Annotated in this window: 27 protein-coding genes and 2 tRNA genes; 19 read left to right on the top strand and 10 right to left on the bottom strand. The window is 61.1% G+C overall.

Annotated features, from left to right (window positions below):
• The first annotated feature begins 324 nt into the window (after window positions 1-324).
• Entirely contained in the window at window positions 325-1,389 is a 1,065-nt protein-coding gene (locus tag B3605_RS09630) for an enoyl-CoA hydratase/isomerase family protein (RefSeq protein ID WP_112942814.1), read from the top strand.
• Between the two features lie 6 nt (window positions 1,390-1,395).
• Here the strand turns inward: B3605_RS09630 and B3605_RS09625 are convergent, their stop codons facing one another.
• Complete coding sequence (locus B3605_RS09625) at window positions 1,396-1,674, bottom strand: hypothetical protein (protein ID WP_183795140.1); 279 nt, start codon at window positions 1,672-1,674, stop codon at window positions 1,396-1,398.
• 165 nt (window positions 1,675-1,839) lie between these two features.
• On the opposite strand from B3605_RS09625, the gene B3605_RS09620 reads away from it, so the two are divergent.
• Window positions 1,840-2,103 (top strand): BON domain-containing protein, encoded by a 264-nt coding sequence (locus tag B3605_RS09620; protein WP_112942813.1) that lies wholly within the window; start codon window positions 1,840-1,842, stop codon window positions 2,101-2,103.
• A gap of 149 nt (window positions 2,104-2,252) precedes the next feature.
• On the top strand, window positions 2,253-2,513 hold the full coding sequence (locus B3605_RS09615) for a hypothetical protein (RefSeq protein WP_112942812.1): 261 nt from the start codon (window positions 2,253-2,255) through the stop codon (window positions 2,511-2,513).
• Between the two features lie 341 nt (window positions 2,514-2,854).
• Here the strand turns inward: B3605_RS09615 and B3605_RS09610 are convergent, their stop codons facing one another.
• From B3605_RS09610 to B3605_RS09600, 3 genes are all read right to left on the bottom strand, one after another.
• Window positions 2,855-3,097 (bottom strand): DUF982 domain-containing protein, encoded by a 243-nt coding sequence (locus tag B3605_RS09610; RefSeq protein ID WP_018898368.1) that lies wholly within the window; start codon window positions 3,095-3,097, stop codon window positions 2,855-2,857.
• A gap of 210 nt (window positions 3,098-3,307) precedes the next feature.
• Window positions 3,308-3,562: a hypothetical protein gene (locus B3605_RS09605; RefSeq protein ID WP_047507308.1), complete on the bottom strand. Its 255-nt coding sequence runs from the start codon at window positions 3,560-3,562 to the stop codon at window positions 3,308-3,310.
• 133 nt (window positions 3,563-3,695) lie between these two features.
• Window positions 3,696-3,839 carry a hypothetical protein gene (locus tag B3605_RS09600; protein WP_156144778.1) on the bottom strand — a complete coding sequence of 48 codons (144 nt, stop codon included), beginning with the start codon at window positions 3,837-3,839 and terminating at the stop codon, window positions 3,696-3,698.
• 234 nt (window positions 3,840-4,073) lie between these two features.
• Here B3605_RS09600 and B3605_RS09595 point away from each other — a divergent pair, with 234 nt between their 5' ends.
• Window positions 4,074-4,403, top strand: coding sequence for a hypothetical protein (locus B3605_RS09595; protein WP_112942810.1), 330 nt, complete (start codon window positions 4,074-4,076; stop codon window positions 4,401-4,403).
• Between the two features lie 118 nt (window positions 4,404-4,521).
• On the opposite strand, the gene B3605_RS09590 is transcribed toward B3605_RS09595, so the two are convergent.
• A tRNA-Thr gene (locus tag B3605_RS09590) sits at window positions 4,522-4,596 on the bottom strand.
• A 153-nt stretch (window positions 4,597-4,749) separates the two neighbouring features.
• Between B3605_RS09590 and B3605_RS09585 the strand changes: the two genes are divergently transcribed.
• The 12 genes from B3605_RS09585 (at window position 4,750) to B3605_RS09530 (ending at window position 11,542) form a co-directional block, all read left to right on the top strand.
• Window positions 4,750-4,944, top strand: a complete 195-nt coding sequence (locus B3605_RS09585) for a hypothetical protein (RefSeq protein WP_018898373.1) — start codon at window positions 4,750-4,752, stop codon at window positions 4,942-4,944.
• Between the two features lie 104 nt (window positions 4,945-5,048).
• On the top strand, window positions 5,049-6,341 hold the full coding sequence (gene murA, locus B3605_RS09580) for a UDP-N-acetylglucosamine 1-carboxyvinyltransferase (protein WP_047507310.1): 1,293 nt from the start codon (window positions 5,049-5,051) through the stop codon (window positions 6,339-6,341).
• 162 nt (window positions 6,342-6,503) lie between these two features.
• Window positions 6,504-6,941, top strand: coding sequence for a DUF2948 family protein (locus B3605_RS09575; protein WP_112942809.1), 438 nt, complete (start codon window positions 6,504-6,506; stop codon window positions 6,939-6,941).
• 38 nt (window positions 6,942-6,979) lie between these two features.
• A complete protein-coding gene (gene hisD / locus B3605_RS09570) occupies window positions 6,980-8,278 on the top strand; it encodes a histidinol dehydrogenase (protein ID WP_112973715.1) in 1,299 nt (432 codons plus the stop codon).
• A 3-nt stretch (window positions 8,279-8,281) separates the two neighbouring features.
• On the top strand, window positions 8,282-8,755 hold the full coding sequence (locus tag B3605_RS09565) for a UPF0262 family protein (protein WP_112942807.1): 474 nt from the start codon (window positions 8,282-8,284) through the stop codon (window positions 8,753-8,755).
• 5 nt (window positions 8,756-8,760) lie between these two features.
• Window positions 8,761-9,237: a low molecular weight phosphatase family protein gene (locus tag B3605_RS09560; protein ID WP_047507317.1), complete on the top strand. Its 477-nt coding sequence runs from the start codon at window positions 8,761-8,763 to the stop codon at window positions 9,235-9,237.
• A 130-nt stretch (window positions 9,238-9,367) separates the two neighbouring features.
• A complete protein-coding gene (infA, locus tag B3605_RS09555) occupies window positions 9,368-9,586 on the top strand; it encodes a translation initiation factor IF-1 (RefSeq protein ID WP_003545338.1) in 219 nt (72 codons plus the stop codon).
• A gap of 56 nt (window positions 9,587-9,642) precedes the next feature.
• Complete coding sequence (locus B3605_RS09550; RefSeq protein ID WP_018898379.1) at window positions 9,643-10,263, top strand: Maf-like protein; 621 nt, start codon at window positions 9,643-9,645, stop codon at window positions 10,261-10,263.
• Window positions 10,264-10,295: 32 nt separating this feature from the next.
• Window positions 10,296-10,505, top strand: coding sequence for a DNA gyrase inhibitor YacG (gene yacG, locus B3605_RS09545; protein WP_047507557.1), 210 nt, complete (start codon window positions 10,296-10,298; stop codon window positions 10,503-10,505).
• Between the two features lie 181 nt (window positions 10,506-10,686).
• Window positions 10,687-10,762 (top strand) — tRNA-Phe (locus B3605_RS09540).
• Between the two features lie 121 nt (window positions 10,763-10,883).
• Window positions 10,884-11,153 (top strand): hypothetical protein, encoded by a 270-nt coding sequence (locus tag B3605_RS09535; protein WP_047507331.1) that lies wholly within the window; start codon window positions 10,884-10,886, stop codon window positions 11,151-11,153.
• A 155-nt stretch (window positions 11,154-11,308) separates the two neighbouring features.
• The gene (locus B3605_RS09530; RefSeq protein WP_111561685.1) at window positions 11,309-11,542 is read left to right on the top strand and encodes a hypothetical protein; all 234 of its coding nucleotides are present in this window, start codon (window positions 11,309-11,311) and stop codon (window positions 11,540-11,542) included.
• Between the two features lie 37 nt (window positions 11,543-11,579).
• On the opposite strand, the gene B3605_RS09525 is transcribed toward B3605_RS09530, so the two are convergent.
• A complete protein-coding gene (locus B3605_RS09525) occupies window positions 11,580-11,828 on the bottom strand; it encodes a hypothetical protein (RefSeq protein ID WP_018898384.1) in 249 nt (82 codons plus the stop codon).
• A 229-nt stretch (window positions 11,829-12,057) separates the two neighbouring features.
• Between B3605_RS09525 and B3605_RS09520 the strand changes: the two genes are divergently transcribed.
• A complete protein-coding gene (locus tag B3605_RS09520) occupies window positions 12,058-12,462 on the top strand; it encodes a hypothetical protein (protein ID WP_018898385.1) in 405 nt (134 codons plus the stop codon).
• A 56-nt stretch (window positions 12,463-12,518) separates the two neighbouring features.
• Here B3605_RS09520 and B3605_RS09515 read toward each other — a convergent pair whose 3' ends face one another.
• Complete coding sequence (locus B3605_RS09515; protein WP_047507335.1) at window positions 12,519-12,725, bottom strand: hypothetical protein; 207 nt, start codon at window positions 12,723-12,725, stop codon at window positions 12,519-12,521.
• Window positions 12,726-12,996: 271 nt separating this feature from the next.
• Here B3605_RS09515 and B3605_RS09510 point away from each other — a divergent pair, with 271 nt between their 5' ends.
• Together B3605_RS09510 and B3605_RS09505 are read left to right on the top strand one after the other, a co-directional pair.
• Window positions 12,997-13,425 carry an OsmC family protein gene (locus B3605_RS09510; RefSeq protein WP_018898387.1) on the top strand — a complete coding sequence of 143 codons (429 nt, stop codon included), beginning with the start codon at window positions 12,997-12,999 and terminating at the stop codon, window positions 13,423-13,425.
• 154 nt (window positions 13,426-13,579) lie between these two features.
• Window positions 13,580-14,476 carry a DMT family transporter gene (locus tag B3605_RS09505; RefSeq protein WP_112942806.1) on the top strand — a complete coding sequence of 299 codons (897 nt, stop codon included), beginning with the start codon at window positions 13,580-13,582 and terminating at the stop codon, window positions 14,474-14,476.
• Between the two features lie 5 nt (window positions 14,477-14,481).
• Here B3605_RS09505 and B3605_RS09500 read toward each other — a convergent pair whose 3' ends face one another.
• From B3605_RS09500 to B3605_RS09490, 3 genes are read right to left on the bottom strand one after another with little or no spacing between them, the layout of a single operon-like run.
• A complete protein-coding gene (locus B3605_RS09500) occupies window positions 14,482-15,504 on the bottom strand; it encodes a polysaccharide pyruvyl transferase family protein (RefSeq protein ID WP_112942805.1) in 1,023 nt (340 codons plus the stop codon).
• Between the two features lie 50 nt (window positions 15,505-15,554).
• On the bottom strand, window positions 15,555-17,045 hold the full coding sequence (locus tag B3605_RS09495) for a lipopolysaccharide biosynthesis protein (protein WP_112942804.1): 1,491 nt from the start codon (window positions 17,043-17,045) through the stop codon (window positions 15,555-15,557).
• Window positions 17,046-17,100: 55 nt separating this feature from the next.
• Entirely contained in the window at window positions 17,101-18,018 is a 918-nt protein-coding gene (locus B3605_RS09490; protein WP_112942803.1) for a glycosyltransferase family 2 protein, read from the bottom strand.
• Window positions 18,019-18,303: the final 285 nt, after the last annotated feature.

Raw genomic sequence — 18,303 nt, 5'->3', positions numbered from 1 at the left:
GGGTTGGCTGAAACGGGCCGCCTGATCGTCCGGCCGGCTTGGCCGTATGCGTTGGCTACGACGCGCGCCTGCCGGACGACCATCCGACTCCGTTTGAGCCAACAGAATGCTTCAATCTAACCAGGAAAGGCTCTAAGCGCCGAAACTGTTGCAGTCTTGCGACCGAACGAGGTCGTGAGCATCTTCCTCGCATACGAGCCATCGACTATCCGGCCGAGCGCGATAAGTTTGTGTACAAGCAGCGCAATTCGCTGATGGCATGAACTTGGAATCGCAATTTGGCGCGGCCGCATCGATCGCGGCTTACGCCGCAAGGAGGCCCGGATGCACGACAAAGTCGATCAGCGCGAGGTTATTGCCGAGCGACAGGGTTCCGCCGGCATCATCCGCCTCAACAGGCCGAGAGCGCTGAACAGCCTGACCCTCGACATGGTCCGTTCCATCGACGCGGCGCTCAGCGAATTCGCGGCCGATGCCGACGTGGCGACGGTGATCATCATGGGTGAGGGCGAGCGTGGCTTCTGCGCCGGCGGCGATATCCGCGCGCTGCATGAGAGCGGCCGCGCCGGCACGGCGCTGGCGGAGGATTTCTGGCGCCAGGAGTTCCACCTCAATCACCGCATTGCCGCCTATCCAAAGCCCTATGTCGCGCTGATGGATGGCATCACGATGGGTGGCGGCGTCGGTCTTTCCTCGCATGGCCGCCACCGCGTGGTCACCGAGCGCACTCGCTTTGCCATGCCGGAGACGGGGATCGGCTATTTCCCCGATGTCGGCGCCACATGGCTGTTACCGCACGCCCTGGGCGAAGTCGGCGTCTGGATGGGGCTGACGGGCCTTGGGGTCGGGGCGGCCGACGTGATTCACGCCGGGCTCGCGGATGTTCAAGTCGCATCGTTCCAGCTGCCGGAGCTTGTCGATACGCTCGCTGGCCTGTCGCGTGGCGCAAGTTCGCGCGATGTCGATGTCGTCCTGAAGAACCTGTCGACCGATCCGGGCAAGGGGCCGCTGAGGCTCAATAGCAGCCTGATCGAACGCACCTTCCGCTTCGGCACGGTCGGCGACATCATCGCGGCGTTGAAAGCGGAGCCATCGGATTTCGCTGCAGAAACACTGCGCGCCATCCAGCTGCGCTCGCCAACCAGCCTGGCGTTGACGCTGCGCCTGCTGCATGAGGGCAAGCAGAGCCGCAGCCTCGGCGAGTGCCTGCGCCGCGAGTTCAGCGCCTGCCTGGGCATCCTGCAAAGCCCCGACTTCTACGAGGGCATCCGAGCCGCCGTTATCGACAAGGACCGCAAGCCGAAATGGATGCCTTCAACGATCGAAGCGGTGGAACCCGCCGCGATCGACCGGTTCCTGCGGCCGGCCGAACCGCCGCTTGCGCTTTAGCCGTGCTTACATCGGGAAGTCGGGGATGGCCTCGCGCCGGGTCAGCTTCAACGTCCTGTCGGGCTGCAGGATATAGGTTTCCAGCTGCTTCGTTCCGGTCGAATCATAGAACGAATTATGGACGACGCTGCCCGGTGGGGACTTGGTCAGCTTCGTGCGCGGCTGTCCGCCATAGGTGATGCTTCCGGGGATGGGCTTCACCTCCGCCGTCTCGCTGGTGGTGCAGCCAGCCAGAAGACCAGCCATAACGAATGTTGCCGCAACGGCCGATATCACGCGTTTCATCGCGATCACCCCACATGTCTATGCTGTTGATATGGCTCGCTTCGCTTGAAGCGCCAAGAGGTATTTGGATTTTCTTCTCGAAAATACTCCAACGATAGCGCCCGCACTGCAACGAAATGCGGCGCTGCAGCGTTAAACAGCAGAACGATTCGCTTGGAGGCGAAGATGGTACAGCTGTTCCAGATTTTGACGGGGCACGAGGATCAGTGCGAACGGGGCCACAGCCAGTCGTCGATGCGGGCCGCGATCGAAAGCGCGCTGAGTGCCGATCCGGACCTCGATTGCACCGAAATTACGGTCACCATGCTCGGCCAATACGCCGTGCTCGAAGGCTTTGCGCACAGTGCCGGCGACATCGTGCGCGCCATGATGATTGCCGAGGACGTCGTGGGCCAAGGCAACGTGCAGAGCCGAATGCTGCGCCGCTGATGCTCTCCTTTTGTCGCCGCTGCGCTGTTTCGGTCGATACTGTAAGATGGAAGTAGAAAAGCGTTAACGCATTTAAAAGTGGCGGTGGTTTCGCGGAACTAAACTAACGGCTGTTCCGTTACTGGGATAATCAAACATGGGAGAATGGCATGACGCGCTTTCTTCGACTTGGGATGCCCGCTTTAGCGCTGATGACCGGCGCGTTTGCCTTGCCGGCCGCAGCTTCGCTGGAGATCGACAGCAACTATTCGGCGCTTCAGCGCGATGATGTCGTTCTCGCCCAATATGGCGAAGCGACCGCCTGTGTTCCCGCCGCCGCACACTACGTGCCGTCCTTCATCCGCGCCAATGACGGCACGATCATCGGTGTGGGGTATGTGGAAGTGGCAAGCGCCGATACCGGATGCTGAAATCAGGTAACGCGCAATTAACCAGACCGCCGAGCGCGCTCGCTCACGATGCGTGGCGGAGAGATAGTACGCGCTGAGCGGCGCTACCTCGCATCGTCTAACTGTTTGTTTTGGAGAAGTTTATACGAGGCCCGCCTGTGCTTTTCACACAGAGGGTGACGAGCCTCTGACCATCATCATGATGGCTGCCAGTGTTCTAGTAAGCGTTGAGCACTCGAGACAACCAGCTTCGTCCGGCTACCCCCGACAAGCTCCGGTAAGGGTTAAGCAAAAATCAACCTTGCTTTATTTCGAGCCACTTGTGGAGCAATCTGATCCCGATCGGATCGATTGCAGCTCGCTCAGTGAACGTGCAACCTTGCTTCCTCGGCCGCTGCGACGAACTCCGCGCGCGCTTCTTCCACGCTCTTGCGGCCGTCAAGGGCAGCCCGGCATGTGCTGCGGGCTTTCAGGTAGCGCAGGCCGCGAACATTGGGCCAGAGCTCGGTCAGGCATGTCAGCGCGTCGAACGGGCCGGATATCGTCCGCGCCCCCGTGGTTTCGAAGCCGACCTGGATAGGATCATTCCACTTTTCGCTTGCCATTTGCGCACTCCTCCATTGCTCACGCCAGGTACTCTGCAGCGTTCTGCCTGCTCCTCCCGCAAAGCAGTGTGCGGGAGCATTTTAGCGATAATTCACAAACCCGCAAATGGGAAAAGACATACGCGTTCGGCGTAACGAACCAAAGACGTATGAAAGACAAGCACCCGGCCATCCGACCGAGTGCTTGAAACATCCAGCAAACCTGCGCGTTTAGCTGCAGACGCGGGTGGTCTTTGTCACGATCCGGCCGTGGCTGTGATACTTCACGGTCTTCATGCGGCAATTGTAGCGCACCGGATGATGGCGGTTGGAATGGCCGTAATAGGGGCGGTGGTTGTAGCGATCGTGGTAGCCGTGATAGCCCGGCTGACCGATCCTGACCGTCACGCTATCGGCAAAGGATGGCATTGCGGTTGCGCTGAGCGATGCGATGGCCACGGCGGCAGCGATAATAAGCTTCTTCATGCTAGTCTCCATTCATAACAGCGTTGACGAAACGTTCGTATCGAGAATTTGTTCAATACGAATAATAAGCGCAGCATGAATGTGAGCTGAGAGGCGTGTTCATGTCCGGGTCATCCCCGGCAGAGGGCAGGCTTTATGGCGCGATGGTGTAGACGAACACGGCCTTATAGACGGCGAGCGCGCCGAAAACGGCGGTGATGGCAGCCAGAACCATGGCGATCAAAATGATCGCCTTCGTGCCCTTGCCATTCTGCTGGTCGTTGTCGTCAGTGCTCATCGTCATCTCCTGCGGCATCGCCGGCTCACGGATGGTCTCGGCGGGCGAAGCCGTTATCGCCACGTCTTAACCAGTCGGCTGCTCTTTCGCAAACCGGGATATCTGATGCCGAATGTCGCAGCGGGACGCGCGGTCACAATTCACGATTGCGGCAAATCGCGGAACAAACCCGTTGTGGCCGGGTTGTCCACACGTAACCCGATAGTGAAAACCGACGAGGAAGAGGAAATTCCCATGCGAACGTCTGTCATCACCGCGGCCATTTTTGCCGCGGGCCTGGCCACATCCGCCTTCGCGCAATCCAACCCCGATTCGATCGGCCCCACCAATGGCGGCTCGACCGGCTCAAGCGCCGGAACATTTTCCAGCGATTACACGAGCAGCGACAACGGCACCCATCCTGTAACCGTCACGCCCGTCAACCCGACGACCACGCAGTCGATCACGGCACAGCCGAAGACGCTCGACTGCGCATCCATGCCTCGCGCCAACTCGGGCGTGGATACCCGCGGCGGCGAAAGCGGCGCCTCGATCAGCGACGCCTGCCGGGAGTATGACAACTAAGGCGGATGGACATCCGCGATCAAAAACGGGCCGGCTTGTTCGGCCCTTTTTGCTGAACAGGCATAAATACGCGTCGATGATGCGCACGACAGGGGCTGATTTTTACCGGGGAGAAAACTGGTGCTGCCGAGTGGGATTGAACCACCGACCTCACCCTTACCAAGGGTGTGCTCTACCACTGAGCTACGGCAGCGAGGACCAGACGCTGGCAACCGAAGCGGCTGCGTTGCGTGAACGGGGCGGCTATTGCCACAGCTTCGGGACGAGCGCAAGACGCAATTTCAAACTTATGTCAGTTTCACGTCGCCACTTTTGGATCGCCGCGAATTCGGGTAAGCCATGAAACATGACCGAAGACACTGAAAATGCCCGCAAGGGCCGCAAAGACGCGATCGAACAGCAGGCCAAATTGCGCCGCGATCGGGCCGCGGAAAAATTGCGGGAAAATCTTTCCCGCCGCAAACAACAGACGCGTGCCCGCCGTTCCGGCCAGGCCGACGAGACAAATGGACTGCCTGCCGCAAAAATGGACGAATCGTAATGTTCCGTCCGCTTCGAATTGAAGCCTTCGCGGATTTCGTCTAAAGACCCGCATCCTTTTAAAAGACAGAGTTTCAGAAAGGCGGGCGTGGCCCGTAAGCGCTTATGGATCGTATCAGAATTGTCGGCGGTAATGAGCTTAACGGCATCATTCCCATTTCCGGCGCCAAGAATGCCGCCCTGCCGCTGATGATCGCTTCGCTTTTGACCAGCGATACGCTGACGCTCGAAAACGTGCCGCACCTGGCCGATGTCGAGCAGCTGCTGCGCATCCTCGGCAATCACGGCGTCGACGTTTCCGTCAATGGCCGCCGCGAACGCCAGGAAGACAGCTACTCGCGCACGATCCACTTCACCTGCCGCACCATCGTCGACACCACTGCTCCCTACGAGCTGGTCTCGAAGATGCGCGCCTCCTTTTGGGTCATCGGCCCGCTTCTGGCGCGCGAAGGCCAGTGCCGCGTTTCGCTGCCCGGCGGTTGCGCCATCGGCACGCGCCCGGTCGATCTCTTCCTCGACGGTCTGACGGCACTCGGCGCGACGCTCGATATCGACAGCGGCTATGTCAACGCCACCGCTCCCAAGGGCGGCCTGATTGGCGCCAAGTACACTTTCCCGAAGGTCTCCGTCGGCGCGACCCACGTCATGATGATGGCCGCCACGCTTGCACGCGGCACCACCGTCATCGGCAACGCCGCCCGCGAGCCTGAGGTCGTCGACCTCGCCAACTGCCTGATCGCCATGGGCGCCAAGATTTCCGGCGCCGGCACCTCCACCATCACCATCGAAGGCGTCACCTCGCTGTCGGGCGCGCGCCACCGCGTTCTGCCGGATCGTATCGAGACCGGCACCTACGCCATGGCCGTTGCCATGGCCGGCGGCGATGTCGTGCTTGAAAATACCGATGTGGCGCTGCTCGACACCGCGCTTGAGACCCTGCGTCGCGCCGGTGCTGAAATCTCGGCAACCAACAACGGCATGCGCGTCCGCCGCAATGGCGCCGGCATCCGCCCGGTCGATATCGTTACCGATCCGTTCCCGGGCTTCCCGACCGACCTGCAGGCGCAGTTCATGGCGCTGATGACCCGCTCGACCGGCGTGTCGCATGTCACCGAAACCATCTTCGAAAACCGCTTCATGCACGTGCAGGAGCTTGCCCGCCTCGGCGCCAAGATCTCGCTGTCGGGCCAGACGGCGAAGATCGAGGGTGTGCCGCGCCTGAAGGGTGCACCGGTCATGGCGACCGACCTGCGCGCTTCCGTGTCGCTCGTCATCGCTGGTCTTGCGGCCGAAGGCGAGACCATGGTGTCGCGCGTCTATCACCTCGATCGCGGCTTCGAACGCCTGGAAGAAAAGCTCACCCGCTGCGGTGCGATCGTCGAACGCGTCAGCGAATAAGCGCAACTGTAGACGTAACGAGACAAAGGGCGGTCATTCGCCCTTTGTCCCCGTTGCGCAACGGGCCTTAGCGCCTTATGTCCCTTGTCCTACGGCACCGCCATTCCGCGGCGCCGGGTATCGCCATCCCGGTGATATCAGGAACAATGGGGTGCTGCCTGAATGACCGACCTGAAGCTTGTTGCGCTGGATAGCGAAGACCTTGCCGTCGTCTCCGCGCATACGCAGGATAGCGTCTTCAAGGTCGCCGATCTTTCCTGGTCGCCGCGCGACCAGCAGTTTTCCATCGCCGCCAATCGTTTCGTCTGGGAAGAAGCCGGCGCCAAGCGCAAGGGCTTCGAGCGCCGCCGCGCCGCCATCGTGTTCAAGCGCGTGCTGGCCGTCCGCTCCGTCGGCATCAACCAGAAGAACCGTGAGGACGTCCTGTCGCTGCTCGCCATCCGCTTCGAGCAGAAAGGCGAGGGGCCGGAGGGCACCATCCAGATCGATCTGGCCGCCGGCGCCACCATCGCGCTCGATGTCGAATGCATCGAGGTTCAGCTTGCGGATATCGGCGGCGCATGGGAAACCGCTTCCAAGCCGCGCCATCCCGGCGCCTGAATACGCATTTATCGAAGCATACCGAGAGGAATTGACGCGTGGCAATCTGGTTGGATCAGGCATCGGACGATTTCGGGCAGCGTTTCGCGGCGTTTCTGACGACCAAGCGCGAAATGTCCGAGGACGTGAACACCACCGTTCGCGCCATCATCGATGATGTCCGCGCTCGCGGCGATGCGGCGCTCGCCGAATATTCGCGGAAGTTCGAGGGCATCGATTTCGCCAAGACGCCGATGCGCGTCACCGAAGCGGAAATCGACGCGGCCGTCGAGGCTGTTCCCGCCGAAGTGCTGGGCGCGCTGAAGGTCGCTGCCGTCCGCATCGAATCCCACCACGCCCGCCAGCTCCCCAAGGACGATATCTACGAAGACGCCATGGGCGTGACGCTCGGCTCGCGCTGGACGGCGATCGAGGCAGTCGGCCTTTACGTTCCTGGCGGCACGGCGAGCTATCCGAGCTCGGTGCTGATGAACGCCATTCCGGCCAAGGTCGCTGGCGTCGATCGCGTTGTCATCGTCGTTCCCGCAACGGGTGGCCAGGTCAACCCCGCCGTACTCGCCGCAGCAAAGCTTGCTGGCGTGACCGAAATCTATCGCATCGGCGGAGCCCAGGCCGTGGCGGCGCTCGCCTATGGCACCGATAGCATCGCGCCGGTCGACAAGATCACCGGCCCCGGCAATGCCTATGTCGCCGCTGCCAAGCGCCACGTCTTCGGTACTGTCGGCATCGACATGATCGCCGGTCCGTCGGAAGTGCTCGTCATCGCCGATAAGGACAACAATCCGGATTGGATCGCAGCCGATCTGCTCGCCCAGGCCGAACACGATGTCAGCGCCCAGTCGATCCTGATCACCGACGACGCGGCCTTCGGCAAGGCGGTTGAAGCCGCCGTCGAGCGCCAGCTGAAGACGCTGAACCGCGCCGAGACGGCTGCCGCCAGCTGGCGTGATTTCGGTGCCGTCATCCTCGTCAAGGAGATCAGCGACGCCATTCCGCTCGCAAACCGCATCGCTGCCGAGCATCTGGAAATCGCCGTCGCCGATCCGGATGCGCTGGTCGACAAGATCCGCAACGCCGGCGCCATCTTCATCGGCGCGCATACGCCCGAAGTGATCGGCGATTATGTCGGCGGCTCCAACCATGTGCTGCCGACGGCCCGTTCCGCGCGCTTCTCGTCCGGCCTCTCGGTTCTGGATTTCGTCAAGCGCACCTCGATCCTGCGCCTCGGTTCGGAACAGCTGCGCACGCTGGGGCCGGCCGCCATCGCGCTTGCAGTATCGGAAGGTCTCGACGCCCACGCGCGGTCGGTTGCGATCCGCCTCAACCTGGAACGGTAAGCGATGGCTGCGGGCGACTTCCGGCTTTGCGACGTCGTCCTGGACGACACCATCGGCCGATCGACGCCCGATGTCGAGCACGAGCGCGCCGTCGCCATCTTCGATCTCATCGAGGAAAACACATTTACGCCCGTCGGCCACGCCGGCGGCCCGTACCGGCTGAACATCTCGCTGGTTGATGCCAAGCTGGTCTTTGCGATTACGACCGAAGGCGGCGAGGCGGTCGCCACTCATATCCTGTCGCTCACCCCGTTCCGCCGCATCGTGAAGGATTACTTCATGATCTGCGAGAGCTATTACGAGGCGATCCGTTCCGCCTCTCCAAGCCGCATCGAGGCGATCGACATGGGGCGGCGCGGCATCCATAACGAAGGTTCGCAGACGCTGCAGAACCGGCTGGACGGCAAGATCGAGGTGGATTTCGACACCGCGCGCCGCCTGTTCACGCTGGTCTGCGTTCTCTACTGGCGCGGATAACAGGGATGAGCGAGCTCGAACCGACAAGCGCAAGCATCAGGCCAGGCGCTATTCTGTTCATGTGCGGCATGAACGCCATCCGCTCGCCGATCGCCGAAGCGATTGCCCGTAGTTTGCTACCATCAAATACCTATATAAGGTCTGCCGGCGTTCGCGCCGGCGAACGCGATCCCTTCGTCGATGTGGTGCTCGATGAGATCGGCTTGTCGCTCGGTCGGCATCTGCCGCATACGCTGGAAGATCTCGAAGACGATTATTTCGATGTGATCATCACGCTGTCGCCGCAAGCCCACCACGCGGCGCTGGAACTGACGCGGGCGAGCGCCGTCGAGGTGGTCTACTGGCCGACCATGGACCCAACCGTCGCGCAGGGCACGCGGGAGCAGATTCTGGAGAGCTATCGCGAGGTGCGCAATCATCTCGCCGAGCTTATCCAGAACCGTCTATTAGACCGAAGTGGTATCGCCGCGCAGTCCGCATGAAACAAATAAAGGAAACGCGATCAATTTGGTTCACAAACCCCCGTTGATTGTGTAGTTTCCGCCCAAATTTTGAGGCGGCCCCAATCTTGGCCAATGCCGCCATCTCAACCGACAGGAAGAAAACACCTATATGCCTAAAGAAGAAGTCCTCGAGTTCCCGGGTATCGTCACCGAACTTTTGCCGAATGCGACGTTCCGCGTGAAGCTCGAAAACGAGCACGAGATCATCGCCCACACGGCCGGCCGCATGCGCAAGAACCGTATCCGCGTTCTCGCCGGCGACAAGGTTCTTGTGGAAATGACGCCATACGACCTGACCAAGGGCCGTATCACCTACCGCTTCAAGTAAGCTTGATCCGAAAGCCCTAAGGCTTTCGCGTCCGTCTGCCCGGTAGTCGAGGTTCCATGGCGCTCAAATACAAGCTCATTCTGGCTTCGGGTTCCCCCCGCCGCGTTGACCTGCTCAACCAGGCAGGGATCGAGCCCTCGCGCCTGATGCCGATGGATATCGACGAGACGCCGAAGAAGTCGGAGCACCCGCGCTCGCTGGCGCGCCGCCTGTCGACGGAAAAGGCCGAAGCAGCGCTCGCCGCCATCAAGGGCGACATGACCTGGAAGGGCAGCTACATCCTGGCCGCCGATACCGTTGTCGCCGTCGGCCGCCGCATTCTCGGCAAGGCCGAGTTCGCAGACGAGGCTTCGGCCTCGCTCTATTTGCTCTCCGGCCGCAGCCATTGGGTCTACACCGGCGTCTGCCTGGTGACGCCCGATCGCAAGATCCGCCAGAAGATCGTGGAAACCAAGGTGCGCTTCAAGCGTTTGTCCGGTTTCGAGGTCGAAAACTACCTGGCCTCCGGTCAGTGGCGCGGCAAGGCGGGTGCCTACGGCATCCAGGGGCTGGCCGGCACCTTCGTGCAGAAGATGGTCGGCTCCTACACCAACGTCGTCGGCCTGCCGCTGTACGAGACCATTTTGCTTCTGACCGGCGAGGGCTTCGACGTCCACAGCCGGTGGCCCGAGGCTTGAAGCCAGCGGGCCGAAAACCCGAAGGAATGACCATGCCCGATGAAACCAGACAGAGCGCCAAGATCGAACCGCTGCGCAAGGCGCACCCGTGCCCGGAGTGCGGCACGCCCTCGCAGCGCGAGCACTATCCTTTCTGCTCGAACCGTTGCCGCGAAGTCGATCTTTCGCGCTGGCTGACCGGCTCATACGCCATTCCCGTTGCCGAAGATGAGACGAAGGCCGAGTACCCGGACGAAAACTGATCGCGTTTCCCGCTCGGGAAGCTGTTCAATTTGTTCAATAATTCGGAAAATTCACAGGCCTGTCAAAAAACTCTCATTTGGCGCTTGCCATGGCCGAACAAGATGTTATAACCCCGCTCGCTTCCGGGGAAAACCAAGCCCCTACAGCTCTCGGAAACGAGAGATGTGCCGAAGCAGGAATGCCCAGATAGCTCAGTTGGTAGAGCAGCGGATTGAAAATCCGCGTGTCCGTGGTTCAAATCCGCGTCTGGGCACCACTCTTTCTCCCAAGCAATAAAACTCTTCCTTTCGTGTCTGCTGCCGAAGCCATCTTTTGATTTGGCGGCAAACGATCGGGCTGCTACAGCGATCCATCCCGCAGGACCAGCAGAGAGTGACATGGCCAAGACAAAAGAACCGAAGCTCGAGCATTCCGAACTCGCCGGCGAGTTTACCGATGATGGCGTGACCGTTCTGGTCGATATCTTCCGCCCTGCCGGCACCAATGGCGACTGGAAGATGGAAGTCGTGACGCAGGACGACGACCTGATCGAATGGGAAGAGGGCTTCGAGACCGATCGCGACGCTTTCGACGAGTTTCTGGCCACGGTCGAGCGCGACGGCATCCGCACCTTCCTTGATGATGCGGACGAACCGTCGGTTCACTAGGCGCCGGCCAGGCAGACTTTGACGCCGTGACACTGCTGTGACTGTCGTTTTCAGACTGGAAAATGTCGCTTGCGGAGACCCTTCAAAATAAACCGAAACTAAAGTGGGCCACTCCGAAAGATAAGTGCGCATAAAGCGCGCCGGGAACAGCAAACATGAAAGCTTTGGAATACAGAGCCGCTCTGGCGGTCCTGGGATTGACCACTGCTGGAGTGGAAAATCTCTTTGGAGTCGATCAGATCACCAGCCGCCGGTGGGCGACGGGAGAGCAGGATGTGCCGCGCGCTGTGGCACTATGCCTGCTCCTGATGGCGTCGCATAACCTGTCGGTCGCCCAGGCGCAGATCCTGGCCGACAGCGTCGACGTGCCGCTGGCGAAATCCGCCTGACAACTGGGCCTTACAACTGAGGATTTGGCGAAAGCCCTCAGGCTGCCGGCTGCTGAATCATCTTTTTCAGAACATCGAGAAGCTGTTTGGCGTCGTCATTGGCACCGAGCACGCGCAGGCGCTCTTCCGCGAGGCTGATGATTGCCTCCATGCTTTCGCGCTCGCTCCAGCCGGAAGCGACACAGGCGCGCGTCAGATCCTCGAACGCGAATTGCATCGCGTCCTGGCAGCGCACATCCCGATCGGGATCGTCACTGGTGACAAACGGCCTGTAGATCTCCCGCATCTCACTTCTCCGCAACTCATTCGCACGCGCCATGCTATTCCGCAGGCTTTAACGAAGTATTCATGACGATATCCGGCAATCTGGGCGGAAATTCGTGACACATCCGATTTCTCTGAGAAACGACGCAAGTTGTCTCGCCGCGCATGTCGCAACCTACTGATAAGGGCGTCGTTCTCAACTCGCCTCTGCAGTGGTAATATTACCCTTGCCGAAAAGAGGGGAGATTCACATGCCACGCATCTCGCATCTATATTTCAAGACGGCCGTTCTGTTCCTGATCCTTGGTATCGGAATGGGCCTGAACATGGCAATCTCGCAGGATCACAGCGTGATCGGCGCTCATGCACACTGTAATCTCTTGGGTTGGGTGACGATGGCGCTCTTCGGAGGCTATTACGCGCTCAACCCGCGCAAGGCCGAACGTCGCATTGCGATGATCCAGTACGGCATCTATACCGCGGGCGTCACGCTGATGGTCCCGAGCCTCTATCTGATGTTGCTCGGCAACATGGCGATGGAACCCGTCGTGGCAATCGCCTCGATCATCACATTCATCGGCGTCCTGTTGTTCGCCTTCGTCATCTTCTCCGGCGAACAGGTGGCCATGACGCCATCGACGCCGTCCTATCGCTGAGTCTTCTCTTGCACCCGCGGCGCTCGTTCTTGGGGACGGGCGCCGTGGAAGCTTTGTCAGTGAACAACCTGAACGCGGATATGCTCTTTGGCTGCATAGGAATGGCAGTCGATCGGCGCATCGCCGACGAAGATCACATCGCCATCCTGGTCGAACAGGCCCCAACAGGCTTCATCATCGACATAGACCTTGCGGACGTAACCGAACGGCGCGCTTTCGAAGACGACGTTGGGTGCAACAGCAACTGTCTCAAGTTCTCGCATGGATCACTCCGATAGTCATTTCTGTTTTAGTGCGACATCATATTGCATTGCGAGGCGGATGCCGGGCTATCCCTAGAAATGGGGATGTCTAACTCAGCTTGACGTTTCGCCTCTCAGGGTGTGCCGAATCGGTATTTCATGCCGATTTCCTTCCTTGGTTGCAGCGCGTCGTGCCTTTGTGGATTGCGATTGCATCAGCGGCGAAAAGCGCGTTGCGCCGGCCAGTCGAAGCTCCTATCTACAGGCACGAATCATCTCCGAGGAATAACTCATGGCCGACCTAAAGGTTCGCACTCGTCCCGTTGGCGCCAGCGCCGTTCTCGGCCGCACCGGCTTCCCGCATGTCACCTCCGCCACAGGCGGTGAGATCGACATCGTCACCAGCCCGTCGCAGCCCGGTTTCAACCCGCTGGACCTTCTCTATTCCTCGCTCTCGGCCTGCCTTGTCTTGAGCGCCCGCATGGCGGCGAGCCAGCTCGGCGTTCTCGATCGCATCACCGAACTCAAGGCCGACGTCACCGGCGAGAAGGCCACCGAAGGCCTGTCGCGGGTCAAGACCTTCAACATCGTCTTCTCCATCAAGGGCGACATCGACGAGGAAACCCGCCAGAAGATCGCCCACGCCGCTGAAGACGAGATCTGTACGGTCAGCAACACCATCCGCGGCAATCCGGAATTCTCGACGGTCATCTCCGGCTGACCCTTTACGTTGGTGCCGGTGTAGCGCGAGCCACGCCGGCGACGATATCGACCGCGCCTGTCGTTCCCGGGCTATTCTCAGGCCACCGCTTCTGCTACTTGCGGTGCATGATGGCGCCGCTCGATCGCACCCGACGCCGCAAGCACGGTACGCCATGTCGCAAGTCTCCACCGCCCTCCCGCAGTCCGCTCCCTCGCACCGTTTCGCGCTTGCCGCGCTGATCCTCGGTGGCGCCGCGATCGGCGGCTCGCCGATCTTCGTGCGGCTGTCGGAAGTGGGGCCGATGGCAACCGGCTTCTGGCGCGTGGCGCTGGCTTTCTTCCCGATCTACATCTTCTCGCTCATCAAGGGTGGCGCGACCGGGCCGAAGCCCGAGACCTGGACAGATCGCGGCCTGCTCATCCTTCCCGGCGTCATTCTCGCCGTCGACCTAATCACCTGGCACCTGTCGATCACGATCACATCCGTCGCCAATGCGACGCTGCTTGCCAACCTCGCGCCGGTCTTCGTCACCATCATCGGCGTGCTCTTCATGGGGGCTGCCGTCACGCGCGTATTCGTGGTCGGGCTGGTGCTGGCGATCGTCGGCGTTGTTGTTCTCAAGGGCGGTCCGGCCGCACTCGGCCAGGGCGATCTGCGCGGTGATGGCGGCGCCGTTCTCGCTGCAGTCGCCTACGCGCTATACATCCTCGCCATCGGCAGGCTGCGCACGCGCTTCGACACGGTTCGCATCATGCTGTGGAGCACGGCGTCGGCCGCGGTCTGCCTGTTTCCATTCGGCTTCTTCGTCGAAGGCCATCTCTTGCCCGCGACGGCCTACGGCTGGGCCATGGTCTTCGGTCTCGCCTTCATCAGCCATGCCAGCGGGCAGGTGGCGATCACCTATGCGCTGGCCTATCTGCCCGCCGCCTTCTCGTCGCTGACGCTGCTCCTGCAGCCGGTCGTGGCCGCCATCCTCGCATGGATCCTGCTCAGCGAGCCGATCGGCCCGATGCAGGCGATCGGTAGTCTGGTGGTCCTCGCCGGGATCATGATCGCCCGGCGAGGCTAATTGCCTTAGGCGACAGCGGCCTGCTTCTGCATGCGCCGTGCGTCGAGAATATCAAGCGCCTCGTCGACGGTCGCCGCCAGTTCCGCCTTCTCCGTGTTGCAGGTGTTCCAGGCATCGATGAAGCTGCTGGTCTTACCGTAGCTGTTGTCGAGCACGCAATGGTCGGCGCCGATCAGCACGCACATGATGTGCCCGTGCATGCGGTCGGTGATGACCTGCCGTGCCGAGCCGAGCAGCGCCACGCCGCGGTCAAAGCGCTGCTGCGCGCGCTCGCGGTAGGCGAGTTCCGTCATACGGGCGCGACCGCCGATCTTGCCTGAGAGCAACCCCTTCAGGATTGCCGCGTGCTTGGTCTGCTTCTGGAAATCGGCGGGCTCATCCGGCCAATCCGACTTCACCGTGCCCGGGCGCTGCGTCGCTGCCGTCAGGTCCTGCGGCGTGCCGACTTCCTGGTCTTCGCGCAGGTTGAGGAGCAGTTCATGCTGCGGCACCGGCTTTGCGACCGGGCCGATGCAGAAGGCCATGTCGGGGCACAGGCGCGTCTCGCACTGGAACCAGCGCTGGGCAAACGCAAGGCTCTTCTTGTCGCGGACCAGAAGCGTGAACTGGCCGTGCTTCTCAATCGCCCGCGCCGTGCTGTCGACGTTGGCCTGATCCTTGAAATGGATGGTCTGCGGCAGCTGCACGATCGGCCGCCCCTTATGCCGCTCCAGCATGTTCTCGCGGAACTGGCGGTAGCCCGCCCAGATGTCCCCGAAATTGCCGCCGCCATGCAGGAAGATCCGGCCGTCGCCAATGGCGCCGAGCATGCGGTCCTCGTCGAAGGTCGGGATTTCGGTCACATAGGACGGGCGCGAGCGCTTCTTGTCGAAGTATGCAAGCTCACCCAGCCAGATCGCGCTGTCGCCGATATTGTAGTGGTTCGGAAAGTCGAGAAGCGCATAACGCTCCGAGGGGTCGAAAACGTCCGACAGGTTCTTCTCGATCACGCCCTGCAGGCGGTTGATGATCGTCAGGTTAGATTCCATTGAAGGCTCCTTGTTTTAGGGACAAGAGGTCCGAAAGTTATTGCGCGGGCTCAGGCCTGCGCATGTTTGCGAAACGGATTGAGCGACATTGCAAGCGCGATGTAGGGGCGAATGACCGACCGGCCGAAGATCGGCAGGAAGGCGAGGTAGATCACCGCGCCGAGGCCGATGCTGAGGCCGAGCGACAGCCAGCGGTTCTGGATATGCTCGACGATGACAGGATGAGCGAGCCAGACGCCGGCGGCCATCAGCAGCGAACCGCAGAGCGGCAGCGCCACGGCCTTCAGCGTGCTCATCGCATCGATGCTGGCGAAGCGCGCCAGCACGTACTGCTGGTAGGGCAGCGTCAGCCAGGCGCGCAGCGTATAGCCGGCCGCAACGGCAACCACGCCGTAGGGCACGAGCAGCCAGGTGAGCACCAGCGTCGCGGCAAGCTGCAGGGCAGCCACCGAGAGGATCGATTCCGCGCGGTTGACGGCGGACAGCGCCGACGAGGCGAAGAAGTTCATCACGAAGGGCACGGCCATCAGCACGAGCACCGTGGCGATATCGCCGGCATTGCCCCACTTGTCGCCGAACAGCATGGCGATCATGTCGTTGGACAGAGCGCCGAAGCCGAGTAGCAGCGGAATGGTGCCGAGTGCGGCGGCGCCGACGATCTTGTTATAGGCGTTGCGGAAGGCGACGCGGTCGTTCTGCAGCCGCGATAGCGTCACCAGCGCGACACTGCCGATCGGCGCCAGCACCGCCTGTCCGATCAGCTCGATCAGCCGCCAGGCAATACGATAGCGGCCGACTTCGACCGGGCCGTACCAGCGCGAGATGAAGATGTCCTGCACGCGGGCAAGCAGCATCCACATCAGCTGCGTGACGACAAGGCTGATGCTGAACAGGAAAACCGAGCGGAACAGCGGCACGTTGAAGCGGAACTTCGGCATCCAGGGATAGGCGACCCAGCCGAGCAGCACCGTGACGACGGCGTTGACGGCGGTCTGGGCGACCAGCGCCCACACGCCCCAGCCCATGAAGGCGCAGGCGACGGCGGTGATGCCGGAAAGCAGGCTGGCGGCGATCGCCTGAGCCGCGAGGTTCTTGTGGCCGAATTCGCGTGCCAGCCGCGCATTGTGGATGACCGCGAGCGACGACACCGGCAGCAGTGGCGCCAGCCAGCGCAGGATCTCGGCGACTTTCGGGTCGCGGACAAGATCGCCGTAATAGGGCGCGAAGACGAAGACGACGGCGGCGACAATGGCGCTGAAGGCAATGGTCGCCCAGAAGGCGGTATCGGCCAGTTCCTCGTCGAGATCGAGCTGCCGCGTCACCGCGTCACCCAGGCCGGCATAGGCAAGCACCCGGCCGATCTCGACGAACAGGCTTGCGAGCGCGAAGGTGCCGAAGTCGCCGGGGCCTAGAATGCGCGCGAGAATGACGAAGATCACGAAGGTCGCAATCGTGCTCCACGCAACGCGAATGACCGACCAGAGGACGGAAAGCGCGGTCTTCTTCTTCAGCTCGGCGTGGCCAATTGCCGTATCTGTCATTCAGTATCCAATCGATTGGGCGCTGAGGCGCAATGCTTCCGGGGCTCGGGACCGCTCAAGCGGCCCGGCCCGTCTTCTGGCCGCGCCAATAGGCGACCATGCCGGTGAAATTGTCTCTGAGCTGGCTGCGATAGGTGAGCCCCAGCTCGTCGCTGAGCTTGCGGCGGCCCATTGCCTCCAGCACCGCCTGGCGAATGTCCCAGCGCAGCATGCCGCGCATGTTGGAGCGGCGGTCGAAGAGGTATTTGGCGTAGAGCGCGCCGTTGCCGAAGGCATAGCCGCTCTGCAGCTTCTTCACGTCGCCGAGTTCCCGGCGCCCATGAAAATGCTTCACGGCGAAATCGGGGATGTATTCAACGCGGATCCCGGAATTGAAGGCGCGGTGCACGTAATCTGTGTCCTCGCCGGAGCGGAAGGGCGAGCCGGCGCCAAAGCGGGTGTCGAACAGACCGACCTTGTCGATCAGCGCGCGTGGAAACGCCATGTTGGCGCCATGGATGAACCCGCCGGCATGCAGCTCGTTGGTCAGCACGGCAGGCTCAAGCTCGGGCTTGATCGTGACAGGCAGATCGCGCACGTCGCCAAGCTCGATGCGGCCACCGCGCATGACGATGTCGGTGTCGGCGGCAAAGAGCGCTGCAATCACCCTGAAATAATCGGGAAACACTTCGCAATCATCATCCGTGAAGGCGATGATCCGGCCCGTGGCGGCAGCCAGTCCGCTATTGCGCGCAACCGAAAGACCGGGCTTCGCTTCGTAAACGAGATTGGTGCTGATCGGCGCGGTCTTTGCCCATTCGCTGACGATCGCGGACGTGTTGTCGGTGGAACCATTGTCGACGAAGACGAGTTCCAGGCTCAGATCGCTGGCCTGGCGCGCGGCATTCGATACGGCATCCAGGCAGTTCGTCAGTCCATAAGCCCGATTTCTCGACGAGATGATCAGGCTGATGTCCACGGGCTGAGGAGGCATTCGGGTTCCCTTCTGCAGTCGATGTCGGGGAAAGGGTAGGGCGCTCCCCCAACCTCGGCAAGAAACATTTTGCGTTGCAGCAAACCAATACAGTTTGCTGAAAAACCAAAACAATGTGGTGATTTCTTGCTGGTATATTATTAATCGCAGATGGGTGATATTAATGCGATATTATTTCCGGAATGAAGAAAAGTAATTGTAATAATTCGTGTTTATTTAATATTCACGAAGTCGAAATTCTGTTTGTTTGCTTCTGATTGTTGTAGAAATAAATCCGATTTAAGC

The organism is Rhizobium sp. UBA1881, from assembly GCF_002338015.1.
GTDB lineage: Bacteria > Pseudomonadota > Alphaproteobacteria > Rhizobiales > Rhizobiaceae > Rhizobium.
The sequence above is the reverse complement of the archived record's forward strand: the minus strand, read 5'-3'. Positions and strand labels throughout refer to the sequence as shown.